17 protein-coding genes and 2 tRNA genes are annotated in these 19879 nt (G+C 70.9%); 3 read left to right on the top strand and 16 right to left on the bottom strand.

The window, feature by feature from the left end:
• Positions 1-49: 49 nt before the first annotated feature.
• From ACWGO0_RS20230 to leuS, 5 genes are all read right to left on the bottom strand, one after another.
• Positions 50-2539, bottom strand: a complete 2490-nt coding sequence (locus ACWGO0_RS20230; RefSeq protein ID WP_453536449.1) for a ComEC/Rec2 family competence protein — start codon at positions 2537-2539, stop codon at positions 50-52.
• Entirely contained in the window at positions 2536-3282 is a 747-nt protein-coding gene (locus tag ACWGO0_RS20225; protein WP_453536446.1) for a helix-hairpin-helix domain-containing protein, read from the bottom strand. Before ACWGO0_RS20225 ends, ACWGO0_RS20230 begins: the two co-directional genes overlap by 4 nt.
• 480 nt (positions 3283-3762) lie before the next feature.
• Positions 3763-4608, bottom strand: coding sequence for a DegV family protein (locus ACWGO0_RS20220; protein WP_453536443.1), 846 nt, complete (start codon positions 4606-4608; stop codon positions 3763-3765).
• A gap of 156 nt (positions 4609-4764) precedes the next feature.
• Positions 4765-5484 (bottom strand): hypothetical protein, encoded by a 720-nt coding sequence (locus ACWGO0_RS20215; RefSeq protein WP_453536440.1) that lies wholly within the window; start codon positions 5482-5484, stop codon positions 4765-4767.
• Between the two features lie 124 nt (positions 5485-5608).
• Positions 5609-8482, bottom strand: coding sequence for a leucine--tRNA ligase (leuS, locus tag ACWGO0_RS20210; protein WP_453536438.1), 2874 nt, complete (start codon positions 8480-8482; stop codon positions 5609-5611).
• A gap of 430 nt (positions 8483-8912) precedes the next feature.
• Between leuS and ACWGO0_RS20205 the strand changes: the two genes are divergently transcribed.
• Both ACWGO0_RS20205 and ACWGO0_RS20200 read left to right on the top strand, forming a co-directional pair.
• Entirely contained in the window at positions 8913-10202 is a 1290-nt protein-coding gene (locus ACWGO0_RS20205; protein WP_453536436.1) for a hypothetical protein, read from the top strand.
• Positions 10199-11773, top strand: a complete 1575-nt coding sequence (locus ACWGO0_RS20200) for an NADH-ubiquinone oxidoreductase-F iron-sulfur binding region domain-containing protein (protein WP_453536433.1) — start codon at positions 10199-10201, stop codon at positions 11771-11773. Before ACWGO0_RS20205 ends, ACWGO0_RS20200 begins: the two co-directional genes overlap by 4 nt.
• Positions 11774-11820: 47 nt before the next feature.
• Here the strand turns inward: ACWGO0_RS20200 and ACWGO0_RS20195 are convergent.
• From ACWGO0_RS20195 to ACWGO0_RS20155, 9 genes are all read right to left on the bottom strand, one after another.
• A tRNA-Ala gene (locus ACWGO0_RS20195) sits at positions 11821-11893 on the bottom strand.
• A gap of 107 nt (positions 11894-12000) precedes the next feature.
• The gene (locus ACWGO0_RS20190; RefSeq protein WP_003969224.1) at positions 12001-12234 is read right to left on the bottom strand and encodes a hypothetical protein; all 234 of its coding nucleotides are present in this window, start codon (positions 12232-12234) and stop codon (positions 12001-12003) included.
• Between the two features lie 294 nt (positions 12235-12528).
• Positions 12529-12601, bottom strand: a tRNA-Ala gene (locus ACWGO0_RS20185).
• Positions 12602-12716: 115 nt separating this feature from the next.
• Positions 12717-13370 carry a histidine phosphatase family protein gene (locus ACWGO0_RS20180; protein WP_453536536.1) on the bottom strand — a complete coding sequence of 218 codons (654 nt, stop codon included), beginning with the start codon at positions 13368-13370 and terminating at the stop codon, positions 12717-12719.
• Entirely contained in the window at positions 13367-13798 is a 432-nt protein-coding gene (gene rsfS, locus ACWGO0_RS20175) for a ribosome silencing factor (RefSeq protein ID WP_453536428.1), read from the bottom strand. Before rsfS ends, ACWGO0_RS20180 begins: the two co-directional genes overlap by 4 nt.
• A gap of 90 nt (positions 13799-13888) precedes the next feature.
• A complete protein-coding gene (locus ACWGO0_RS20170) occupies positions 13889-15670 on the bottom strand; it encodes an LCP family protein (RefSeq protein ID WP_453536425.1) in 1782 nt (593 codons plus the stop codon).
• A 19-nt stretch (positions 15671-15689) separates the two neighbouring features.
• The gene (nadD, locus tag ACWGO0_RS20165; protein WP_453536422.1) at positions 15690-16307 is read right to left on the bottom strand and encodes a nicotinate-nucleotide adenylyltransferase; all 618 of its coding nucleotides are present in this window, start codon (positions 16305-16307) and stop codon (positions 15690-15692) included.
• Positions 16308-16345: 38 nt separating this feature from the next.
• On the bottom strand, positions 16346-16510 hold the full coding sequence (locus tag ACWGO0_RS20160) for a hypothetical protein (protein WP_453536419.1): 165 nt from the start codon (positions 16508-16510) through the stop codon (positions 16346-16348).
• 84 nt (positions 16511-16594) lie between these two features.
• Complete coding sequence (locus tag ACWGO0_RS20155) at positions 16595-16747, bottom strand: hypothetical protein (RefSeq protein ID WP_453536416.1); 153 nt, start codon at positions 16745-16747, stop codon at positions 16595-16597.
• Positions 16748-16858: 111 nt separating this feature from the next.
• On the opposite strand from ACWGO0_RS20155, the gene ACWGO0_RS20150 reads away from it, so the two are divergent.
• Entirely contained in the window at positions 16859-17989 is a 1131-nt protein-coding gene (locus ACWGO0_RS20150; RefSeq protein ID WP_453536413.1) for a M48 family metallopeptidase, read from the top strand.
• On the opposite strand, the gene ACWGO0_RS20145 is transcribed toward ACWGO0_RS20150, so the two are convergent.
• Together ACWGO0_RS20145 and ACWGO0_RS20140 are read right to left on the bottom strand one after the other, a co-directional pair.
• Positions 17913-19040 (bottom strand): SCO2583 family membrane protein, encoded by a 1128-nt coding sequence (locus ACWGO0_RS20145; protein ID WP_453536410.1) that lies wholly within the window; start codon positions 19038-19040, stop codon positions 17913-17915. The genes ACWGO0_RS20150 and ACWGO0_RS20145 overlap by 77 nt on opposite strands.
• 230 nt (positions 19041-19270) lie before the next feature.
• Positions 19271-19861, bottom strand: a complete 591-nt coding sequence (locus ACWGO0_RS20140) for an SCO2584 family spore wall biosynthesis protein (RefSeq protein ID WP_453536407.1) — start codon at positions 19859-19861, stop codon at positions 19271-19273.
• Positions 19862-19879 lie beyond the last annotated feature (18 nt).

The raw sequence follows: 19879 nt of genomic DNA, 5'->3' as shown, positions 1-19879 counted from the left end.
GCCAGTGCCAGTGCCAGCAACGGTCCCACGCCCGCCGGTCGCCGCCCGCTCATGAACTGCCCACCGCGGTCAGTGCCGCGCCCGCCCCCGTGACGGCGATCGCACCGTCCTCGTCCGTACGCAGCACTCTCGCTCCCCCGCGGGTCAGCGCCTCGACCGTACGGGCCGACGGATGCCCGTACGGGTTGTCCGTACCGCAGGAGATAAGGGCGAACCTCGGCCGCGCGCCACGCAGCAAAGCGGCGTCCTGGTAGGCGGAACCGTGGTGCGCCACCTTGAGTACGTCCACCTGCGGCAGCACCGGGTGGCTGCGCAACAGCCCTCTCTGGGCCGGAGGTTCGAGATCGCCGAGAAGCAGCAGCGTCAGTTCTCCCGACCTGACTAGGAGGGTGACGCTGGAGTCGTTCGGCTCCTCGCCCGTCCCCTCTCCCTGCGGCCACAGGATCCGCCAGTCGAGCGGGCCGATCCTGCGGCGCTCCCCCGGCGCCGTCCGCACCAAGGGCACCCGGGCCGCGGACGCCGTCCTCCGTACGAACTCCGCCTGTTCGCGCGGCTCGTCGAGGCTCGTCGTCTGGATCGCCCCCACCGCTCGGCCGCGCAACACCCCGGGAAGGCCCCTGACATGGTCCGCGTGGAAGTGGGTGAGGAGCAGCAACGGCACGCGGGTGACGCCGAGATCGCGCAGGCACCGGTCGACGAGCCGGGGTTCGGGCCCCGTGTCGACGACCACCCCCGTACCGTCGCCCGCCGCGAGAACCATGGCGTCTCCCTGCCCCACATCGCACAGGGCGAAGGCCCAGTGGGGCGGCGGCCATCCGGTCATGATCCGGGTGAGCGGCACCGGCCGCAGCACCGCGAGGACCAGGAGCAGGGCGGCGGCCGAACAGACCCAGGGCCGCTGGGTCAGCCGCCGGGCGAGGAGCACGAGCAGAACGGTGAGGGCGGCCAGCAGAGCCGCGCCCCGCCAGCCACCGGGCCAGTCGGTCTCCGCCCCGGGAAGCGCCGCCCCGGTCCTTGCCACGGAGGCGATCCACCCGACCGGCCATCCGGCGACCCGGGCCAGCAGTTCGGCCACGGGCAGGGCGACCGGGGCGACGGCGAGCGCCGCGAACCCGAGCACCGTCGCGGGCGCCACCGCGAACTCGGCGAGCAGATTGCACGGAATCGCCACCAGACTCACCCGCGAGGCGAGGACGACCACGACAGGCGCGCACACCGCCTGGGCGGCAGCCGCCGCTGCGAGCACTTCGGCGATCCGGGGCGGAACCCGGCGCCTGCGCAGAGCGGCGCTCCATCGGGGCGCGAGAGTGAGGAGCGCCCCGGTGGCCAGGACGGAGAGCAGGAATCCATAACTGCGGGCCAGCCACGGGTCGTACAGCACCAGCAGCAGAACGGCGGCGGCCAGCGCCGGAATCAGCGATCTGCGACGGCCCGTTCCGATGGCGAGCAGGGTGATCAGTCCGCAGGCCGCCGCGCGGAGAACACTCGGTTCGGGACGGCAGACCACGATGAAGGCGAGCGTCAGCCCACCGCCGATGAGCGCGGTCGTCCGGAGCGAGATCCCCAACCGGGGTGCCAGTCCACGGCGTTCGGTTCGCGTGGCCGTGCCGGGTGGTCCGATGAGCAGGAAGAGAAGGATCGAGAGGTTCGCACCGGACACGGAGAGCAGGTGTGTGAGGTCGGTGGCCAGGAAAGCGTCCTGCAACTCGGGGGTGACCCGCGAGGTGTCGCCGACCACGAGCCCCGGCAGCAGCGCCCGCGTGTCAGCGTCCAGTCCGTCGCTCGCCTCCCGCAGACCGGCCCGCAGCTCCCCCGCCGTGCGTTGGAGGAGGGTGGGCCGGCCGGTGATCCGCGGTGGGTCGTCCGCGTCGGTGCGCAGGACGGCGGCGATGCGCTCCGTGTCGCGTTGCGGGGGCGCGAGGCTGCCGGCCAGGCGGATGCGGGTGGAGGGCAGCAGCCGTTGCCAGTGCGCCGCCGCCTCACCGGGCGCGACCATGACGAGCACCGGCGTACGGAGCCGGGTCACGGCTCCGTCGGCCGCGGTCAGCCGCTCGACGTCGGCCTCCAGGAGCAGGGAGACCGGTGTGCTGTGATCACCCCGGACGCGTGGCCGCGTCTGCCGGGGGTCCGAGGTGACCGTGGCCTCCACCACGACCCGCGTGTAGGTGTCCGCCAGACCGGGGAGCGGCCCCTGCCTGGCGTCGGCGCCGTGCAGCCCGCCCGCCGCAGCGCCTGCCGCCGCCGACAGCAGCACGGCAGCGGCGGCGGTGGCCCGCACCCGCCGGCCCGGCGGTCCGGACCGCCGCCCGTGAGCCCCGGCCGCCGCTGCCCGCGCCGAGGCCAGGAACCCCGCGGCCACGCAGACACAGGCCGCCACTCCCACAGCCACCCACCGTCCCGGTGCCCCGAGCGCGAGTGCCGCGGCGGCCCACACCGCCAGCGCGGGAGGGACCAGTCGTAGATCGGCAGGTCCTTCCTGCCGTGGGTCGGACGCGCCCAGCCTCCCGCCCGATGCCGTATGGACGTCGGGGGCGCTCATGGCCGGACCAGCGGCTGGAGGTCCTCGAACCGGCGGTCGCCGATCCCGTTGACCTCGCGGAGTTCGTCGACGGACCGGTAACCACCGTGCTCGGCGCGGTAGTCGACGATGTGCTGGGCGAGCACCGGTCCGACACCGGGCAGGGTCTCAAGCTGTTCGACCGTCGCCGTGCTGAGGCTCAACGGCGTCACAGGGCCCGCCGCACCGGCCACCCCTGTTCCCGGCCCACCACCTCCCGCGCCACCGGTGGACCAGGGACCGGCGGGCGCACCCACCACTACCTGCTCCCCGTCCGTCAGGACCCTCGCCCGGTTGAGACCCGTGACATCCGTACCGTCACGCACCCCACCGGCGGCCCGCAGCGCGTCCGCGACCCTCGACCCGGGCGGCAGATGCTGAATGCCCGGCCGCCGCACCTTGCCGCTCACATCGACGACGATCCGCCCGCCCGGCGCGACGGCGGGCGAACCGGGTGACGGCTGCGGCTGCGGCCCGGAGTCCTCGGGGCGCGGGATCCCCGGAATCCCCTGGGCGGAGGCACCGTCCTTCACCGGTTCGGGAGCGCTGACGGCCTGCGGACGGCCCGACCAGAAGTGCACCGCCGCCAGAACCGCGGCTGCGACCATCACCACAGCGAGCGCCGCGAGGGTCCTCGGCTCCAGCCCACAGCGCAGTTGCAGCCACAACGGCAGCCGCTCCCGCAACGCGGGAACCACCCGGTCCCGCCAGCCAGGCCGCTGCAAGCCAGCAGGGGGCGCGGAGACGGAGGCAGGCGCAGAAAGGGAGGGCCCCTCGGCAGCGCCTCCGTACGCCCCCGCCATCAGCTCGTCCGCCCGGCGCCGGGAGGCCGCCGCGACAGCCGCCGCACGCCCACGGGCCGACCTCCGCCGCCCGTGACGAGCGCTGTGGCGCGCACCAGGTCCGACGCCCGCGCCGGCCCCACCGCGACCGGGCCCACGCCCCGCACGGCCACGCGAGCCAGGACGTACATCCACACGCGTGTCAGAAAGCGGGGACGAGCCCGGAGTCGGATCCTGAAGAAGATCGGGAGCCGGGTCGGGAGACAGAGAATCGGGAGACAGAGAACCGGAACGGTCTGCGTGGAGCGATCGGAGGGCCATGCCTCACGACGTTAGGCATATCCGGCCGAACCTGCCGAGCACCCTCAATTCCGGTGGAAAACCAAGCAGTTGTGGATAACTCCCTCACCCTCCCGAGTGAGTTCAGCGCGGCGAGATCACCGCTCCGAGCAGCCCGGGCCCGGTGTGCGCCCCGATCACCGCACCCACCTCGCTGACATGCAGATCCACCAGGCCCGGCACCCGCTCCCGCAGCCGCTCGGCCAGGCGCTCGGCCCGGTCGGGAGCGGTCAGATGGTGCACGGCGATGTCCACGGCCCCCGCACCGGCCCGCTCCACGACAAGCTCTTCCAGCCGGGCGATCGCCTTCGAAGCCGTCCGCACCTTCTCCAGCAGCTCGATCCGGCCGCCGTCCAGCTGAAGCAGCGGCTTCACCGCGAGCGCGGAACCCAGCAGCGCCTGCGCGGCGCCGATTCGACCGCCACGCCGCAGATAATCCAGTGTGTCGACATAGAAATAAGCGGATGTGGCCGCTGCCCGCTTCTCGGCGGCGACCACCGCCTCGTCCAGGCTGCCGCCCGCCTCGGCGGTCTCCGCCGCCGCCAGCGCGCAGAACCCCAGGGCCATGGCGACCATGCCGGTGTCCACCACACGTACCGGCACCGGCGCGTCCTTGGACGCGAGCAGCGCGGAGTCGTACGTCCCCGAGATCTCGGCGGACAGATGCAGGGAGACGATGGCCGTCGCCCCGGCCTCTGCCGCCGCCCGGTACGCGGCGGCGAAAACCTCGGGGCTGGGCCGGGACGTCGTCACGGAACGGCGCTTCTGCAGGGCGGCGGCCAGCGAGCGGGCCGAGATCTCCGTGCCCTCCTCCAGAGCCTGATCACCCAGGACGACGGTCAACGGCACCGTGGTGATGCCGTGCCGTTCCATCGTCTCGGGCGGCAGGTAGGCCGTTGAATCGGTGACGATCGCGACATGGCGGGACATGAGCCGGAGGTTACCTTCCGGGCCGGGGGTACAGCAGCCCGACCCCGATCGACTGATCGATTCCGATCGTTTCAGATCGGATACTGCCACGCCCGACCACGGAGCCTCGCAGCGCCCGGCGGCCCCGGGCGGCACGGCTGAGCTGGGCCGACCCGTTCAGTTGGTCGTTTCCGGCCTTGCCGACTTCTGCCACGGGTAGCCGGCCGCGCGCCTCGGGTCGGCGGCCGTGATCGCCTGCGGTGAGTCCGTGTCGCCCGGTCCCGACGGATCGGGACGGGCCCCCTCACCGTCCTGCGCGGCCCCCTGCGCCCGCGTCGAGGTCTGCGGCTCCTCCACCGTCCAGTGGCGCAGCGCCCCGGCCTCCATATCGATCTGTGCGTTCAGCGCGTCCAGGTCGTCATCGGCGAACTGACGGGCCCGGTCCCGAGCCGCCCAGCGCAGCGACTCCGCCGAGTGCGTGATCCGCTGGGTGCGTTCCTTCAGGCCGGGCAGCAGCGAAGCCACCGTCGCCCGGTCCGGTTCGCGCTCCAGCCGCTTCAGTTCGTCGTCGAGCTCACGGCCGTGCACACTCAGTCGCTCGAACAGCCCCAGCGACTCCGAGAGGGACGCGTCCTCCGCCACTCCGGCGTGCAGCGCGTCCTGGGTGGCCCTCATCGACGTACGCAGCGCGAGCCGCAGTTGTGCCAGCTCGCCCGGCACGCCCGTCTGCCCGTAGCTCTTCGCCCGGAGCGTGGTCTCCTCCACGGTGCGGCGCGCCTGCGTGATCGTGCGGTCCACGCCGCGCCGCGCCGCGCCGACGACCTTGACGCCCGCGTACACGCCCAACGCCACGAACGTGGCGAAGAGCAACGCCAGAATCGTGATCACGACGTCCATGAGCGCCCCTCGGTATCCGGTTCGGCTGCCGGTGTGCCGGTCGCCGCTTCTACCGTAAACGGAACAGGCAGGCCAGGGGTTCCAACGGAACCCCCAACCTGCCCGTAGGGGAAAGCCCCGACCGTCACGCAGGGACGATGTTGACCAGCTTCGGTGCGCGCACGATCACCTTGCGGATGCCGGCCCCGCCCAGCGCGGCGACGACGCCTTCGTCGGCCAGCGCCAGCGCTTCCAGCTCCTCGTCCGTGATCGACGGCGAGATCTCCAGGCGCGCCCTGACCTTGCCCTTGATCTGCACCACACAGGTCACGGTCTCGTCCACGACGTACGCCGGGTCGGCGACCGGGAAGTCCTGGTGGACGACGGACCGCGTGTGGCCCAGACGGCGCCACAGCTCCTCCGCCACGTGCGGCGCCAGCGGCGCCACCAGCAGCACCAGCGACTCGGCGACGGAACGCGACAGCGGACCGCCGGCCTTGGTCAGGTGGTTGTTCAGCTCGGTGACCTTGGCGATGGCGGTGTTGAACCGCATGCCCGCCATGTCCTGGCCGACCCCGTCGATGGCCTTGTGCAGGGCCCGCAGCGTGTCCTCGCCGGGCTCCGTGTCCACGACGGTGACCTCGCCGGTCTCCTCGTCCACGATGTTGCGCCACAGCCGCTGCAGCAGGCGGTACTGGCCGACCACGGCACGCGTGTCCCACGGTCGCGAGACGTCCAGGGGACCCATCGCCATCTCGTACAGACGCAGCGTGTCCGCCCCGTACTCGCCGCAGATCTCGTCGGGCGTCACGGCGTTCTTCAGGGACTTGCCCATCTTGCCCAGGACGCGGCTGACCTTCTCGCCCTCGTAGTAGAACGCCCCGTCACGCTCCTCGACCTCGGCGGCCGGGATCGCGATCCCGCGGCTGTCGCGGTAGACGAACGCCTGGATCATGCCCTGGTTGTACAGCTTGTGGAACGGCTCGGCGGACGAGATGTGCCCCAGGTCGTGCAGCACCTTGGACCAGAAACGGGCGTACAGCAGGTGCAGCACGGCGTGCTCGGCACCGCCGACGTACAGGTCGACGCCACCGGTCGGCTGGCCCTCGCGCGGGCCCATCCAGTACTGCTCGATCGCCGGGTCGACCAGCTTCTGGCCGTTGTTCGGGTCCAGGTAGCGCAGCTCGTACCAGCAGGAGCCCGCCCAGTTGGGCATGGTGTTGGTCTCGCGGCGGTACTTCCGCGGGCCGTTGCCGTCGCCCAGGTCCAGGGTGACGTTGACCCAGTCGGCGTTGCGGGACAGCGGGGTCTCGGGCTGGGTGTCGGCGTCCTCCGGGTCGAAGGTGCGCGGCGAGTAGTCCTCGACCTCCGGCAGCTCCAGGGGCAGCATCGACTCGGGCAGCGGGTGGGCGATGCCCTCCTCGTCGTACACGATCGGGAAGGGCTCGCCCCAGTAGCGCTGGCGGCTGAACAGCCAGTCGCGCAGCCGGAAGTTAACGGTGCCCTCGCCGACGCCGTGCTCCTTCAGCCACTCGGTGATCTTCGCCTTGGCGTCGACCACACCCAGGCCGTCCAGCGAGATCTCGTCGTTCGCCGAGTTGACCAGCTTCGCCTCGTACGAACCGAAGGCGTCGTCCCAGGTGGAGGCGTCCGTGCCGCGGTCGTCCGAGGGCTCGACGACACAGCGCATCGGCAGCTCGAAGGCGCGCGCGAAGGCGAAGTCGCGCGCGTCGTGCGCCGGGACGGCCATGATCGCGCCGGTGCCGTAGCCCATCAGGACGTAGTCGGCGATGAAGACGGGCACCTTTTCGCCGCTGACCGGGTTGGTCGCGTACGCGCCGGTGAAGACACCGGTCTTGTCCTTGGCCTCGGCCTGGCGCTCCACGTCCGACTTGGCGGCGGCCTGCTTGCGGTACGCGGTGACGGCCTGGGCCGGGCTCGCGTGGCCGCCGGTCCACACTGGGTGCGTGCCCTCGGGCCACGCGGCCGGGATGATCCGCTCGATCAGCTCGTGCTCGGGCGCCAGCACCATGTAGGTCGCGCCGAACAGGGTGTCCTGGCGGGTGGTGAACACGGTGACGGCACCGGCGCCGTCGACCGGGAAGTCGACGCGCGCACCCTCGGAGCGGCCGATCCAGTTGCGCTGCTGCAGCTTGATGGCCTCGGGCCAGTCCAGCCCGTCCAGGTCGTCCAGCAGCCGGTCCGCGTAGGCGGTGATGCGCATGTTCCACTGGCGCAGCTTGGCCTTGAAGACCGGGAAGTTGCCGCGCTCGGAGCGGCCGTCGGCCGTCACCTCTTCGTTGGCCAGCACGGTGCCCAGGCCCGGGGACCAGTTGACGGGCGCGTCCGATGCGTACGCCAGGCGGTAGTCGCCCAGGACGTCGGCACGCTCGGCGGCGCTCAGCGCACTCCAGTCACGGCCGTCCGGGGTGGCGCGCGAACCGCTCTCGAACTGCTCGACCAGCTCGGCGATCGGGCGGGCCCTGCCGGCCCCGGTGTCGTACCAGGAGTTGAAGATCTGCAGGAAGATCCACTGCGTCCACTTGTAGTACTCCGCCTCGATCGTCGCGAACGAACGGCGGTTGTCGTGCCCCAGGCCCAGTCGTCGCAGCTGGACCTTCATGTTCTCCATGTTGGCCTCGGTGGAGGCGCGCGGGTGCGTACCGGTCTGCACGGCGTACTGCTCCGCGGGCAGGCCGAAGGCGTCGAAGCCCAGGGTGTGCAGGACGTTGTGCCCGGTCATGCGCTGGTGGCGGGCGTACACATCGGTGGCGATGTAACCCAGCGGGTGGCCGACGTGCAGACCCGCACCCGAGGGGTACGGGAACATGTCCATGATGAACTTCTTCGGCTTGGCGACCAGTGCCGGATCGCCCGCCAGATCACCGGTGGGGTTCGGTGCCTCGTACGTCCCCTCGGCGTCCCAGAAGTCCTGCCAGCGTGCCTCGATGTCGGCGGCCATCGCCGCCGTGTAGCGGTGCGGCGCAGCCGTCTCGGCTGCGGTATTCGTCTCGCTCATGATCCTCAAAGCTCCATCGATCGTCATCTGCCGGCGCCCACGTCTACGGACACACGTCTACGGAAACGAAAAATCCCCTCGCACAGGAGGGGACGCCGCGCCGAGTCCGACCAGGCATTCTCACCGGTCGGGAGTGATCAGCGCGGCTCGCTAAGCAGAAGGCGTACGGCACGCATGGCGTCAGGGTACCGCACGGGGCCGGAGCCCGGCCGGGGACCGCCGGTCCTTGGACGGCCGGCCCGGACGGAACGTCCGGGAAGCGGGGGTTACTCCGCGTACCGACCTCTATCAGGGCAACCGCGCAAACCCCGTACTGGCCGGTATGGAGCGACTTAGCATGCCGCAACGGGACCGCATTGCCGAACCATTCGGAGTCGCCCCAATGAACCCTCATCGCAAGAACCGCTCATCCCCCACAATGAGCCCCGGAATGAGCCGTCCCATGCAAGGCGGAATGACCGTCGCCCTGCTCGTCCTCATCCCGCTGCTCGCCGTCGCAGGGAGCGACGACTTGCGCGCCGCGCTCGACTTCACCAGCGGCGTCCTTTCCCTGGTGTCGCTCACCGCGACTGTCGCCTGGGGACTGCTGGCCACCGACCGGCTGTTCCTCTCCACCCGTCAGCGGCTGGTCGCCCAGGGCATCCACCGGGCCACCGCCGTGGCCTCGCTCGGCTTTCTCCTGCTCCACGTCACCGTGAAGGTCGCCCTCGGGCATGTGGCGCTCATCGGCGCCCTCATACCCTTCGGTCTCGGTGTACGCGGCACGGCCGGCCTCATCGGATTCGGTTCGCTCGCCGGACTGCTGATGATCGTCACCGCCGCGACGGGCGCCCTGCGCAGCGCCTTCGCCCATCCGTCCCCCTCCACCACCCTGCTGGGGAGCTCGCTTCGCTCCCCCCTGAAGGCCGGCCGGTTCGCGGGCCGCTGGCGCGCCCTGCACGGGCTCGCCTACCCCGCCTGGTGCTCGGCACTGATCCATGGCCTGTACGCGGGCCGGGCCGCCGCGGCCTGGGTCGTCGTGATGTACGGGCTGTGCCTGCTCGCGGTGGCGGCCGCGCTCTGCCTGCGGCTCCTCCCGCAGCCCAAGAAGCGCCGGATCGCCGCCCTGATCACTGCGCTGATCAGCCCCGATACGCTGCCGGCCGAGCCGGACCCGGACCTGCGCGAAGCCCCGCTGCCCGGCACGGGGCGCGCACCGGACCACGACGTTCCCGGACGGTTCGAGGCTCCGGGACGGTTCGAGCCGGGGTGGCACGATCCCGACCGGGAGGTACGGGGCACTCCCGTCCGCCCCCGGACCCTCGCTCCCCCCTCCCCTCCCCTGTACGAGGCCCCGCCCCTGTACGAGTCACCTCCCTTGTACGAGGCCCCGCCGCTGTACGAGGCCCCGCCGCGCAGCTCCGAGCGGCTCGGCGGCCCGGCTCCCGGCACGCCGCCAAGGGGGCCCGGGATCGACGCCGCGTACCGGGCCGTCTCCCTCTCCCCCGACCCGCCCCCGGCCCAGCCGGACAGCCGCTGGCCCACACCGTCACCCGCGCCCCCCGCGCAGGCGGTCCGGCCCCCGCAGGCCCCCGAGCACTCCTATGCCACCCCGCAGGACCCCGGGCACACCTACGCGGCCCCGCAGGAAGGCCCGTACAACACCGGGCCCCTGCCCGGGCCGCTCTATCCGCCACCCGCCGGAGAACCCTGGCACGCACCCGCTGGAGACCGAACGTGAACGTCCCCCTCCCCGATGTTCCCGAGGTACGCGTCGTCGGCCTGCCCCAGCTGACCAGCGGCTTCGACCTGGTGGAGCGACTCGACCTCAGCATGCATCTGAAGGTGCACGGACCGCTCGAACCGATGACGGGCGAGCGCCTCGCCGAGCTGGCCGAAGCCATCTCCCTGTGTGGAAGGGGCGGTGCCGGCTTCCCGTTCGGGAGGAAGCTGCGCGCGGTCGCCAAGGCGTCCATCCGGCGCGGGGTCCGGCCGGTCGTCGTGATCAACGGAAGCGAGGGCGAGCCCGCGTGCCGCAAGGACACCGTGCTGCTCAACCGCGCCCCGCACCTCATCCTGGACGGCGCTCTGCTGGCCGCCGAGGCCCTCGGCGCGCGCACCCTGGTCGTCGCGGTCACACGTAACTCCACGGAGATATCCGTCCGGGCGGCCCTGGCCGAGCGCGGCCTGTCCGACAAGCGCGGCCAGCAGTTGCGGGCCCGGGTGGTGCGCACCCCGGAACGGATGGTCTCGGGCGAGGCATCGGCGGTCATCCGGGCGGCGAGCGGCGGCCCCGCCCTGCCGCCGGGCCGCCGGGAGCGGGCCGCGGAGTCGGGCGTCGGCGGCGCCCCGACGCTGCTGTCGAACGCGGAGACCTACGCCCAGCTCGCCGTCGCCGCCCGGATAGGCTCCCGCCGCTACGGGCACACCGGGCTGCCCGACGAGCCCGGCACGGTCCTGCTCACCGTCTCCGGCTCCGTATCGCGCCCGATGGTCATCGAGGTGCCGACGGGTGTGCCCCTGCGTTACGTGCTCCAGCTGGCCGGTGCGCCTCCGCTGCCCCAGGGCGTGCTGACCGGCGGATATCACGGGAACTGGATCGACTCGACAGCCGCGCACGACGCCGTCGTCTCCGTCAGGTCCCTGGCCGCGGTGGGCGGCGCACTCGGGGCGGGTGCAATCCTGCCGATCGCGCCCGGGACCTGTCCGCTCGGGGAGTCGCTGCGCATCGCGAACTGGCTGGCCGCCGAGACCGCGGGCCAGTGCGGGCCGTGCAAGCTCGGGCTCCCCGCCGCCGCCGGCGGCCTCTCCGATGTGCTGAACGGCGGCGGACCCGCGGCGCTGGAGGCTCTGCGCGAGGTGACCCAGGCGGTGAAGGGCCGGGGTGCGTGCAAACACCCGGACGGCTCGGCACGCTTCCTGTCCTCGACGCTGTCCGCGTTCACCGACGACCTCGCCGCGCACGTCCTGGACGGCGGCTGCGGCCGGGACACCCTCGGGGTGCTGCCGCTGCCCGCAACCGGCTACCAGGATCTGGAGGAGTCCATTCCGAGCGGCGGGAAGCTGGCGGTCGACTGGACGCTCTGTCAGGGCCACGGCCTGTGCGCCGACATCGTTCCCGAACTGATCAGACTGGGCCCCGACGGATATCCGGCCCTCGCGGACGCCTCCGTTCCGATGCATCTGCAAGGGCGCGCCCAGCGGGCCGTCCGGCGCTGCCCGGCACTGGCGCTCCGTATCGAGCAGGCATCGGTGGAGCGCCCCGCCCTGCCGAGCGCCGGCCGCAAGGCCCTGGGCAGCGGACGCGGTTGAACGACAAAGAGCGGGTCATCCGATCCGAATGACCCGCTCTTTCACTGTGGAGCTAAGGAGAATTGAACTCCTGACCTCCTGCATGCCATGCAGGCGCTCTACCAACTGAGCTATAGCCCCTCGCTGTTTGCCGCCCGGTTCCCCCTGGCGACATCGAGAACATTACACGGTCCCCCCGGTCCTCCACCAAATCGTTTCCCGTCTGGGCCGTTTTGCCCGATTCCGGGTCAGGCGGTGGCGAACGAGTAGAACCGCTTGAGGGTGCAGTGCTCCTCCAGGAGCCTCCCGTAGATCGGCTCCCCCTCCAGCTCACGGTAGGTCTCGATGGGGTCGCCTTTTATGATCAGCGCCCGCGCGCACTCCTCGCACCAGTACTGGTACTCCGCGTTGACCGGATCCATGTCCCGGACGATGGGCGTACCACTTCCGCACCAGTCGCACTTACGCCTGTGTGCACCCATCAGTCAGCTCCAGCTGTGGCCGCAGGCCGTGCACACGTAGGAAACCCCGCCGTTGTCACCCAGGACCTGGGCCACTTGGGACGAACCGCAGGACGGACAGCCGAGATGGACCTGGTCCTCGGGAGCAGGGACCCGTTCGCGACTCGCAGGCATCGCGCTCCCTCCCGATCGGTCCTTCGCCCCCTCCGGCGGTCCGATTCTGCCATGGCCCCGCAAGGGGGTCAGCCCGCCGAGGCGCCGGCCTTCCGGGCAACAAGAAGATCCCGCCCCCAACCGGGGACGGGATCTTGATTGTGGAGCTAAGGAGAATTGAACTCCTGACCTCCTGCATGCCATGCAGGCGCTCTACCAACTGAGCTATAGCCCCGCTGTTCGCTTTGTTTCCCGCGTTTCCGCGCTGCGAACAAGAAGAACTTTAGCGTGCGACCAGCCAGAAAGTGAAATCCGGCCGACGTCGCCCGGAGACGGCCTCCGGGCAGCCGTCAATCGTCGTCGCCCAGCACCGGTTCCGGCAGTGTTCCGGCATTGTGTTCGAGCAGACGCCAGCCGCGCGCGCCCTCACCGAGGACGGACCAGCAGCAGTTGGACAGGCCGCCGAGTCCTTCCCAGTGGTGCGCCTCCAGGCCGAGCAGACGGCCGATGGTCGTCCGGATCGTGCCTCCGTGGCTGACCACGACGAGCGTGCCGTCGTCGGGCAGCTTGTCTGCGTGCCCCAGCACCACCGGGGCGGCACGGTCGGCGACCTCGGTCTCCAGCTCGCCCCCGCCCCGGCGCACGGGCTCGCCACGCTTCCACGCGGCGTACTGCTCCCCGTACTGCCCGATGATCTCCTCGTGCGTGAGCCCCTGCCAGGCGCCCGCGTACGTCTCGCGCAGCGCGGAGTCGTGCGCGACTCCGAGACCGGTGACCGCGGCGAGCTCAGCGGCTGTGGCCGATGCCCTCCGCAGGTCCGATGCGACGATCGCGTCCGGCTTCAGCGAGGCGAGCAGCCGGGCGGCCCGACGGGCCTGCCCGATGCCGGCTTCGGTGAGCTCGATGTCCGTGGAGCCCTGAAAACGGCGCTCCAGATTCCACGCCGTCTGACCATGACGCCAGAGGACGATCCTGCGGCCCCTGCCGCTGCTGCTGCCGTTCAGAGCTGCTCACCTTCCGGGAGCCCGTTGAGCTGGGCGTGCTCCTCGGCCTTGCCGCGGGTCTTGACCGCGTCCTCGGGGAGGCTGATCTCGGGGCAGTCCTTCCACAGGCGCTCGAGCGCGTAGAACACACGCTCCTCGCTGTGCTGGACGTGGATCACGATGTCGACGTAGTCGAGGAGGATCCAGCGGGCGTCGCGGTCGCCCTCGCGGCGAACCGGCTTGACGCCGAGCTCCTTCTGCAGCCGCTCCTCGATCTCGTCGACGATCGACTTGACCTGGCGGTCATTGGGAGCCGAGGCCAGCAGGAAGGCGTCGGTGATCGACAGCACGTCGCTGACGTCGTAGGCGATGATGTCGTGCGCGAGCCGGTCGGCGGCCGCCTGAGCGGCAGCGTTGATGAGCTCGATGGAGCGGTCCGTGGCGGTCACATGCAGGCTTTCGTCGGCGGTCAGATCAACCTCTAGGGTCTCACGGACCGCCGACAGCCCCTACGACGATCGTTCGATCGCGCCGTTTCGCTATTTGATCTTGTAGTTCTGGCCCAGCACGACGGAGACATCCGCGTTCGCGGCGGGCTTGCCCTTCTGTACCGAGCTCGTCGGCAGTCCCAGCGTCTTGGCGACCTCGGTCGCCTTCGCCTTGTCCTCGGGTGTCCTGTAGAGGACCGTGGACGAGGCCGCCGGGTCGCTCTTCCCTCCGTCCACGAAGGCGTAGCCGCCGTTGACCAGCTGCACCCGGGCCTTCTCCGGAGCGTCCGTGTTCCCCGTGGCGTTCTTGATGCCCACGCGGACGGCCGCGTCGTTGTCCGGAGCCTTCACCGCCCCGCCCAGCACGTCCTTGACCACGCTGTCCGTGGCCTTCTCGGTGAGCGTGCCGTCGGGCTGGACCGGCAGCAGAGCCGTCTTGTAGTCGCCGACCTTGGCGTGCCCGGCGAGCTTGGCGAGGGACGCGCCGAGATCCTTCTCGGGCAGCGACGGGTCGAGGATCTGGCCCAGCGTCTGCACGGTGACGGTCGCGGCCTTGGGGTCCTCCGACAGCTTCCGCAGGACGGCCCGCATGACCTGGCCGAACCGCAGCAGCTGCTTCGCCTCGGGCTCGTCCGGGCCGCGGTAGGTGGCGTACGCGACGGCCATCTGGCCGCTCAGCGTCTGCTGCTCCCCCTTGTTGACGAGGGGCGAGTCGCCCTTCTTGGCGTCGGGCACATCGGTGTCGGTGTCGACCTCGATGTTGCCGACCAGCTCGACCAGATTCTCCAGGTACGGGGTGTCGAGCCGCCATGTGCCACTGATGCTGGTGCCCAGCAGGGTGCCGATCGACTCGCTCGTCGCGCTGGACCCGTCTTCGTCGACGGACCTGCCGAGCGTGGTGGTCGAACCGTCGTCGTTGGCGACGGCGAGGGAGTTGGGCAGGAGGACGGTGGTGCCCTGCTCGGTCGTGACGTTGTCGACGAGCAGCGCCGTGGAGGTGCCGCCCTTCTTGGTGTTGTGGAGGTGGACCACGATGACGTCGCGCTTCTGCGCACCTGCCTCGGTGGCCTTCGGGTCCTCCGACCCGGAGAGACCGGGGATCTTGTCGGTGGCCCAGAGATAACCCGCGCCGCCGATCACCACGAGCACCGCGACGACGATCAGGGCGACGATCCGGTTGCGCCCCTTGCGCCGTGCTTCCTCGCGCCGCTCGCTGCGGCTCTCGGTGAACTTCAGCCAGTCGATGACGTCTTCGGAGTCCTCGTCGGGCTCCTCGATGAACGAGAACTGCTCGGTGCGGTAGTCGGGAGCGGCGCGGCGCTGTCCGGGTACGACCGGTTCGGGGTCTGGTTCGAACGGACGCTCAGGCTCCGGCGGGGCCACCACCGGTGCGCTGCCCTGCTGCGGCATGCTCCACTGCTGGGTGGAGTCGGCCGCCGCGGGCTGCTGCCGCCCCTGGTCGTAGCCGTAGTCCCCGTAGCCGGTGTCGTAGCCCTGCCCCTGCCCCTGCCCCTGCCCCTGCGGCTGCGGGGGCTGCCCGGGGTGGTGCTGCGGCGCGGGCTGCTGCTGCGCGTAGGGGTCGTACTGCTGGGGCTGCTGCGGCAGCTGGGCGTACGGGTCGTATCCGTAACCCTGGTCGCCGCCCTGACCCTGCTGGGGCTGCTGGGGCTGGGGCTGCTGGTTCTGAGCTGCGTACGGGTCGTACGGCTGCTGCCCCTGCTGCGTGCCCTGCTGCTGTCCCGGCTGCTGGTACACCGGCTGCCCGTACTCGTCGTAGCCGACGATCTGAGGCTGCTGGTAGTACGGGTCGTACGGGTTCTGTCGGTCGTTCACCGGTGCCCCTCTCCGTGGCTCATTCGCCGCGGTACAGCTGGCGCTTGTCGATGTACCGGACCACTCCGTCCGGCACCAAATACCAGACCGGATCCCCCTGCCCGACTCTCGCACGGCAGTCCGTGGACGAGATGGCCAGAGCCGGAACCTCCACGAGGGAGACACCGCCCTCGGGCAGTCCGTCGTCCGTGAGCACATGCCCAGGGCGGGTCACGCCGATGAAATGGGAGAGCGAGAACAGCTCCTCCGCATCCCGCCAGGTGAGGATCTGGGACAGCGCGTCGGCGCCGGTGATGAAGAAGAGGTCCGCGTCACCGTGGATCGCGCGCAGGTCCCGCAGCGTATCGATGGTGTACGTCGGTCCGCCACGGTCTATCTCGAGGCGGCTCACGGAGAACTGCGGGTTCGAGGCCGTGGCGATGACCGTCATCAGATAGCGGTCCTCGGCCGGGGAGACCTGCTTGTGGCTCTTCTGCCACGGCTGCCCGGTCGGGACGAAGATGACCTCGTCGAGGTGGAACTGGGCGGCCACTTCACTGGCCGCCACCAGGTGTCCATGATGAATCGGGTCAAATGTCCCGCCCATCACGCCGAGTCGGCGTTTGCCGCGGCCGGTAGGCACTTCCTGCTCTCCCATGCGTGCAGACCCTACTGGCACGGCCCTACGCCTCTGCCTCAGCGGTCGCGGTTGAAGCGGGTGGTGATCCACAGCAGGAGCAGCAGCGCGACGAGCGCGCCACCGCCGGTGAGGTAAGGGTTGAGGCTTTCGTGGTTACCGCCGGACTCGCCGCCCTCGGAGGCGAGAGTGACCAGCTGGTGCGCGGTGCTCGTGAGGCTCATCTTCGGCGGGACCTTTTCGTCGGGAGTCGGAAGGAAGACGTCGCCGACATCGTATGCGTGCGCCTCGGGCACGCTCACGCCGACTCAGTCGTTGTTGTCGTCGTTGGCGTATCCGCGCAACAGGAACCAGGCGAGCAGGACGGCTCCGACGATCGAGACGATCAGCACGATCCGAAGCGTTTCGCCCGGCCCCTGGTCCTCGGACGCGGCAGCGAGCAGTGCGACGGTGTGCGGCATTTCGGGCGCTCCTCAAAGTTATCCACAGCCCCCCGCACACCGTAGCCCCAGCGCATACGCTGGGAATTGCCAGGGGGACGAGCGACGTCTCGTACGAACAGGGGGCCTTCCATGACCGACAGCAGCCACGAGAACGTGCCGAGCAGGCAGCGCAGGCGATTCCCGGGTATTTCCTCCCGGGCGTACGAGCACCCGGCGGACCGCTCGGCCCTGGTGGCACTGCGCAAGCTGACCGGGTTCGACACCATCTTCAAGGCGCTCAGCGGGCTTCTTCCCGAGCGCAGTCTGCGGCTGCTCTACCTCTCGGACTCCGTCCGGGTGAGCGACGCCCAGTTCGCCCACCTCAACGCCATGCTGCGGGACGCGTGTTACATCCTGGACCTGGAGAAGGTCCCCCCGATGTACGTCAGTCAGAACCCTCAGCCGAACGCGATGTGCATCGGTCTCGACGAGCCGATCATCGTGGTGACGACGGGTCTGGTCGAGCTGCTGGACGAGGAGGAGATGCGGGCCGTCGTGGGCCACGAGGTGGGCCACGCGCTCTCCGGCCACTCGGTGTACCGCACGATATTGCTCTTCCTCACGAACCTGGCCCTCAAGGTGGCCTGGATCCCCCTCGGCAACGTCGCGATCATGGCGATCGTGACGGCGCTGCGCGAGTGGTTCCGCAAGTCCGAGCTGTCCGCGGACCGGGCGGGGCTGCTGGTCGGCCAGGACCTCCAGGCGTCGATGCGCGGCCTGATGAAGATCGCCGGCGGCAACCACCTGCACGAGATGAACGTGGACGCGTTCCTCGCCCAGGCGGACGAGTACGAGAAGGCCGGTGACCTGCGCGACTCCGTGCTGAAGATCCTCAATGTGCTGCCCCGGTCACACCCGTTCACCACGGTGCGGGCAGCCGAGCTGAAGAAGTGGTCGGAGACCCGCGACTACCAGCGGATCATGGACGGCCACTACCCCCGGCGCGACGAGGACAAGGACACCTCGGTGACGGACTCCTTCCGGGAGTCGGCCTCGCACTACGCGGACACGGTCCGCACCAGCAAGGACCCGCTGATGAAGCTCGTGGGCGACATCGCGGGCGGCGCGAACGATCTGGGCGGCAAGCTCCGCGACAGGTTCACGGGCGCGGGCACGGGCGGGGCCGGTGGCGCGGCCACCGGTGCTACGGACGGGGGCGGGAGCTCTCGGCCGAAGGACCCCCAGGACCCGGGGGAGGGTTCTGGTCCTGACCGGAGCTGACCGCCAGCGTTCCGCACAGCGCCACCGTGCGCCGGCCCGTGGCGTACGGGTCGGTGCCGGCCGGTCCCCTGGTGTCCGCCCGCTCCCCCGCGAGCAGCGGTACCAGCGCACCCGCGGCGTCCGCAGAGCACGCCTGGGGTCCGGCCTGCACATGGGCGGTCCGGACCTCCAGCTGGTGGAGGCGCAGGTCCTCCCGGTCGAACTGGAAGTGCAGCTCCCGCCGTACGGTGAACAGCGAGGCGCCGCCCTCCTTCTGCGGGCCGGACGCGACGGGGCGGACCGCGTACGTGAACGTGTGGTCCGACACCACCTCCAGGGTGTCGGCCCCCACCTCCGCGTAGGCAAGCGTGCCGCGGACCCTGATGTTCGGGTCGGCGAGCTCCACGTCGTCCGGGTCGAACCGCACGAGCCAGCCGGTGGCGGAGTGCCCGCCGTCGTTCGCGGGTGAGTTCATGCTCCGGTCGAACTGGGCCGTCTGGTCGGGGTCGAGCAGACGCCCGACCGGCCGTGTGGACGCGCCCGTGAGCACATCGGGATCGAGCGAGGACCCCACCAGATAGTCCTTGGCCGTGGTCAGGGCGGCCGTCACCTGGCTGTCGGAGAAGCTGTGCGTGCGCCGGACGGCGGGCAGCGTGATTCCCTCGGCGCCGGTCCGGAATTCCGCTGCCGGGCTCGCCGCGTACAGCGCGGCGGGGGTACCGCCCGGCACGGCTCCCTGGGGGGTGAGGGGCACCACGGTCGTCCTGAGCGGCTCGGCCCTTCTGACGGTGGGCTGAGGGTAGGGATTGCGGAAGCCGATGTACACGGCGGTGGCGAAGGCCAGGGCGATCAGCACGACGAGGGCGATGGCCGCCTTGGAGCCGTTGCGGGCGGCGCGGCCGGGCAGAGAGCGGACAGCGAGGGCGTGGTCGCCCATCCGTTCCTGCGCCGAGAACTCCTGGAGCCGGGCAGCGCGGACGAACGATTCGTCGAAGACGAGCGAGCGGTACTCGTCCTCACCACCCGCGGGGTTCTCGGGCGGGCCTTCTGGCGGATCTCTGCGGCCGGTCATGACTTCTCCCGATCTCCACGTCACCGGCGGGGGGCCGGGAGCGCGACGGTCTGCTTCGGCCGGGAGGCGTCGGCAGGTCCGGTCCGGCGCGTACGCGGGCGCACGTCCGGACAAGTGAGAAGCCCCCTCCGGAAGAGAAGAGGGGTCACATCTTCAGGGTAGGTCGATTACGGGGAACGTAAACGCGGGGGACGCCAGAAGAAGGAGGGCGGTCCGCGGGACGGCCTCTGTCAGGGGGTGCGGGGGACGGCGGAGACCGCCGGCCGTGAAGGGTCCGCCGGGCCCGAGGGTGCCGCGCCGGGCTTGTCCACGCCGCTCGTCACCGGCTGCGGAATCTGGTCCTGACGGTTTCCGGCGGCGCCGCGGTACACGGCGGAGAAGGCCAGCGCGACCATGCCGATGCCCATCAGCAGGGCGAGCAGCCAGGCCACGGGCCGGTGCCAGCGGGCCGTGCCGCGGTAGGGGCGCAGGGCGCCGCCGTGCCGCCCGTACGGACCGTTGTAGTCGTCCTCGTCCCCGTCGGGGTCGGCGGAGTCCCCGAAGGGCCGCCTGCGGCCGTAAACGCCGTCCGGGCCGTACCCGTCGTCGTAGAGGTCGTCGTCGAGGGGGCCGCCGCCGGAGCGCGCCCGGGCCGCCTCGGCCTCGGCGCGCGCCTGCGCTGCGGAGAGCAGTCGCTCCACCGCGGTGGGTTCATGGACCTCGGCGGCCCGTACGAAGTCCTCGTCGAACACCACGGAGGCGAAGTCCTCGTCCGCGCCCCCGCGGTCGTCGTCGGGCTCCCAGCCGTCCTGGAACGGCCTGCCTCCCACGTCGTCCGGCACGGTTTCAGCGTAGCCGCG

The organism is Streptomyces sp. NPDC055749, from assembly GCF_053617235.1.
Note: the sequence above shows the minus strand (reverse complement) of the source record. Positions and strands in the feature narration are given on the sequence as shown.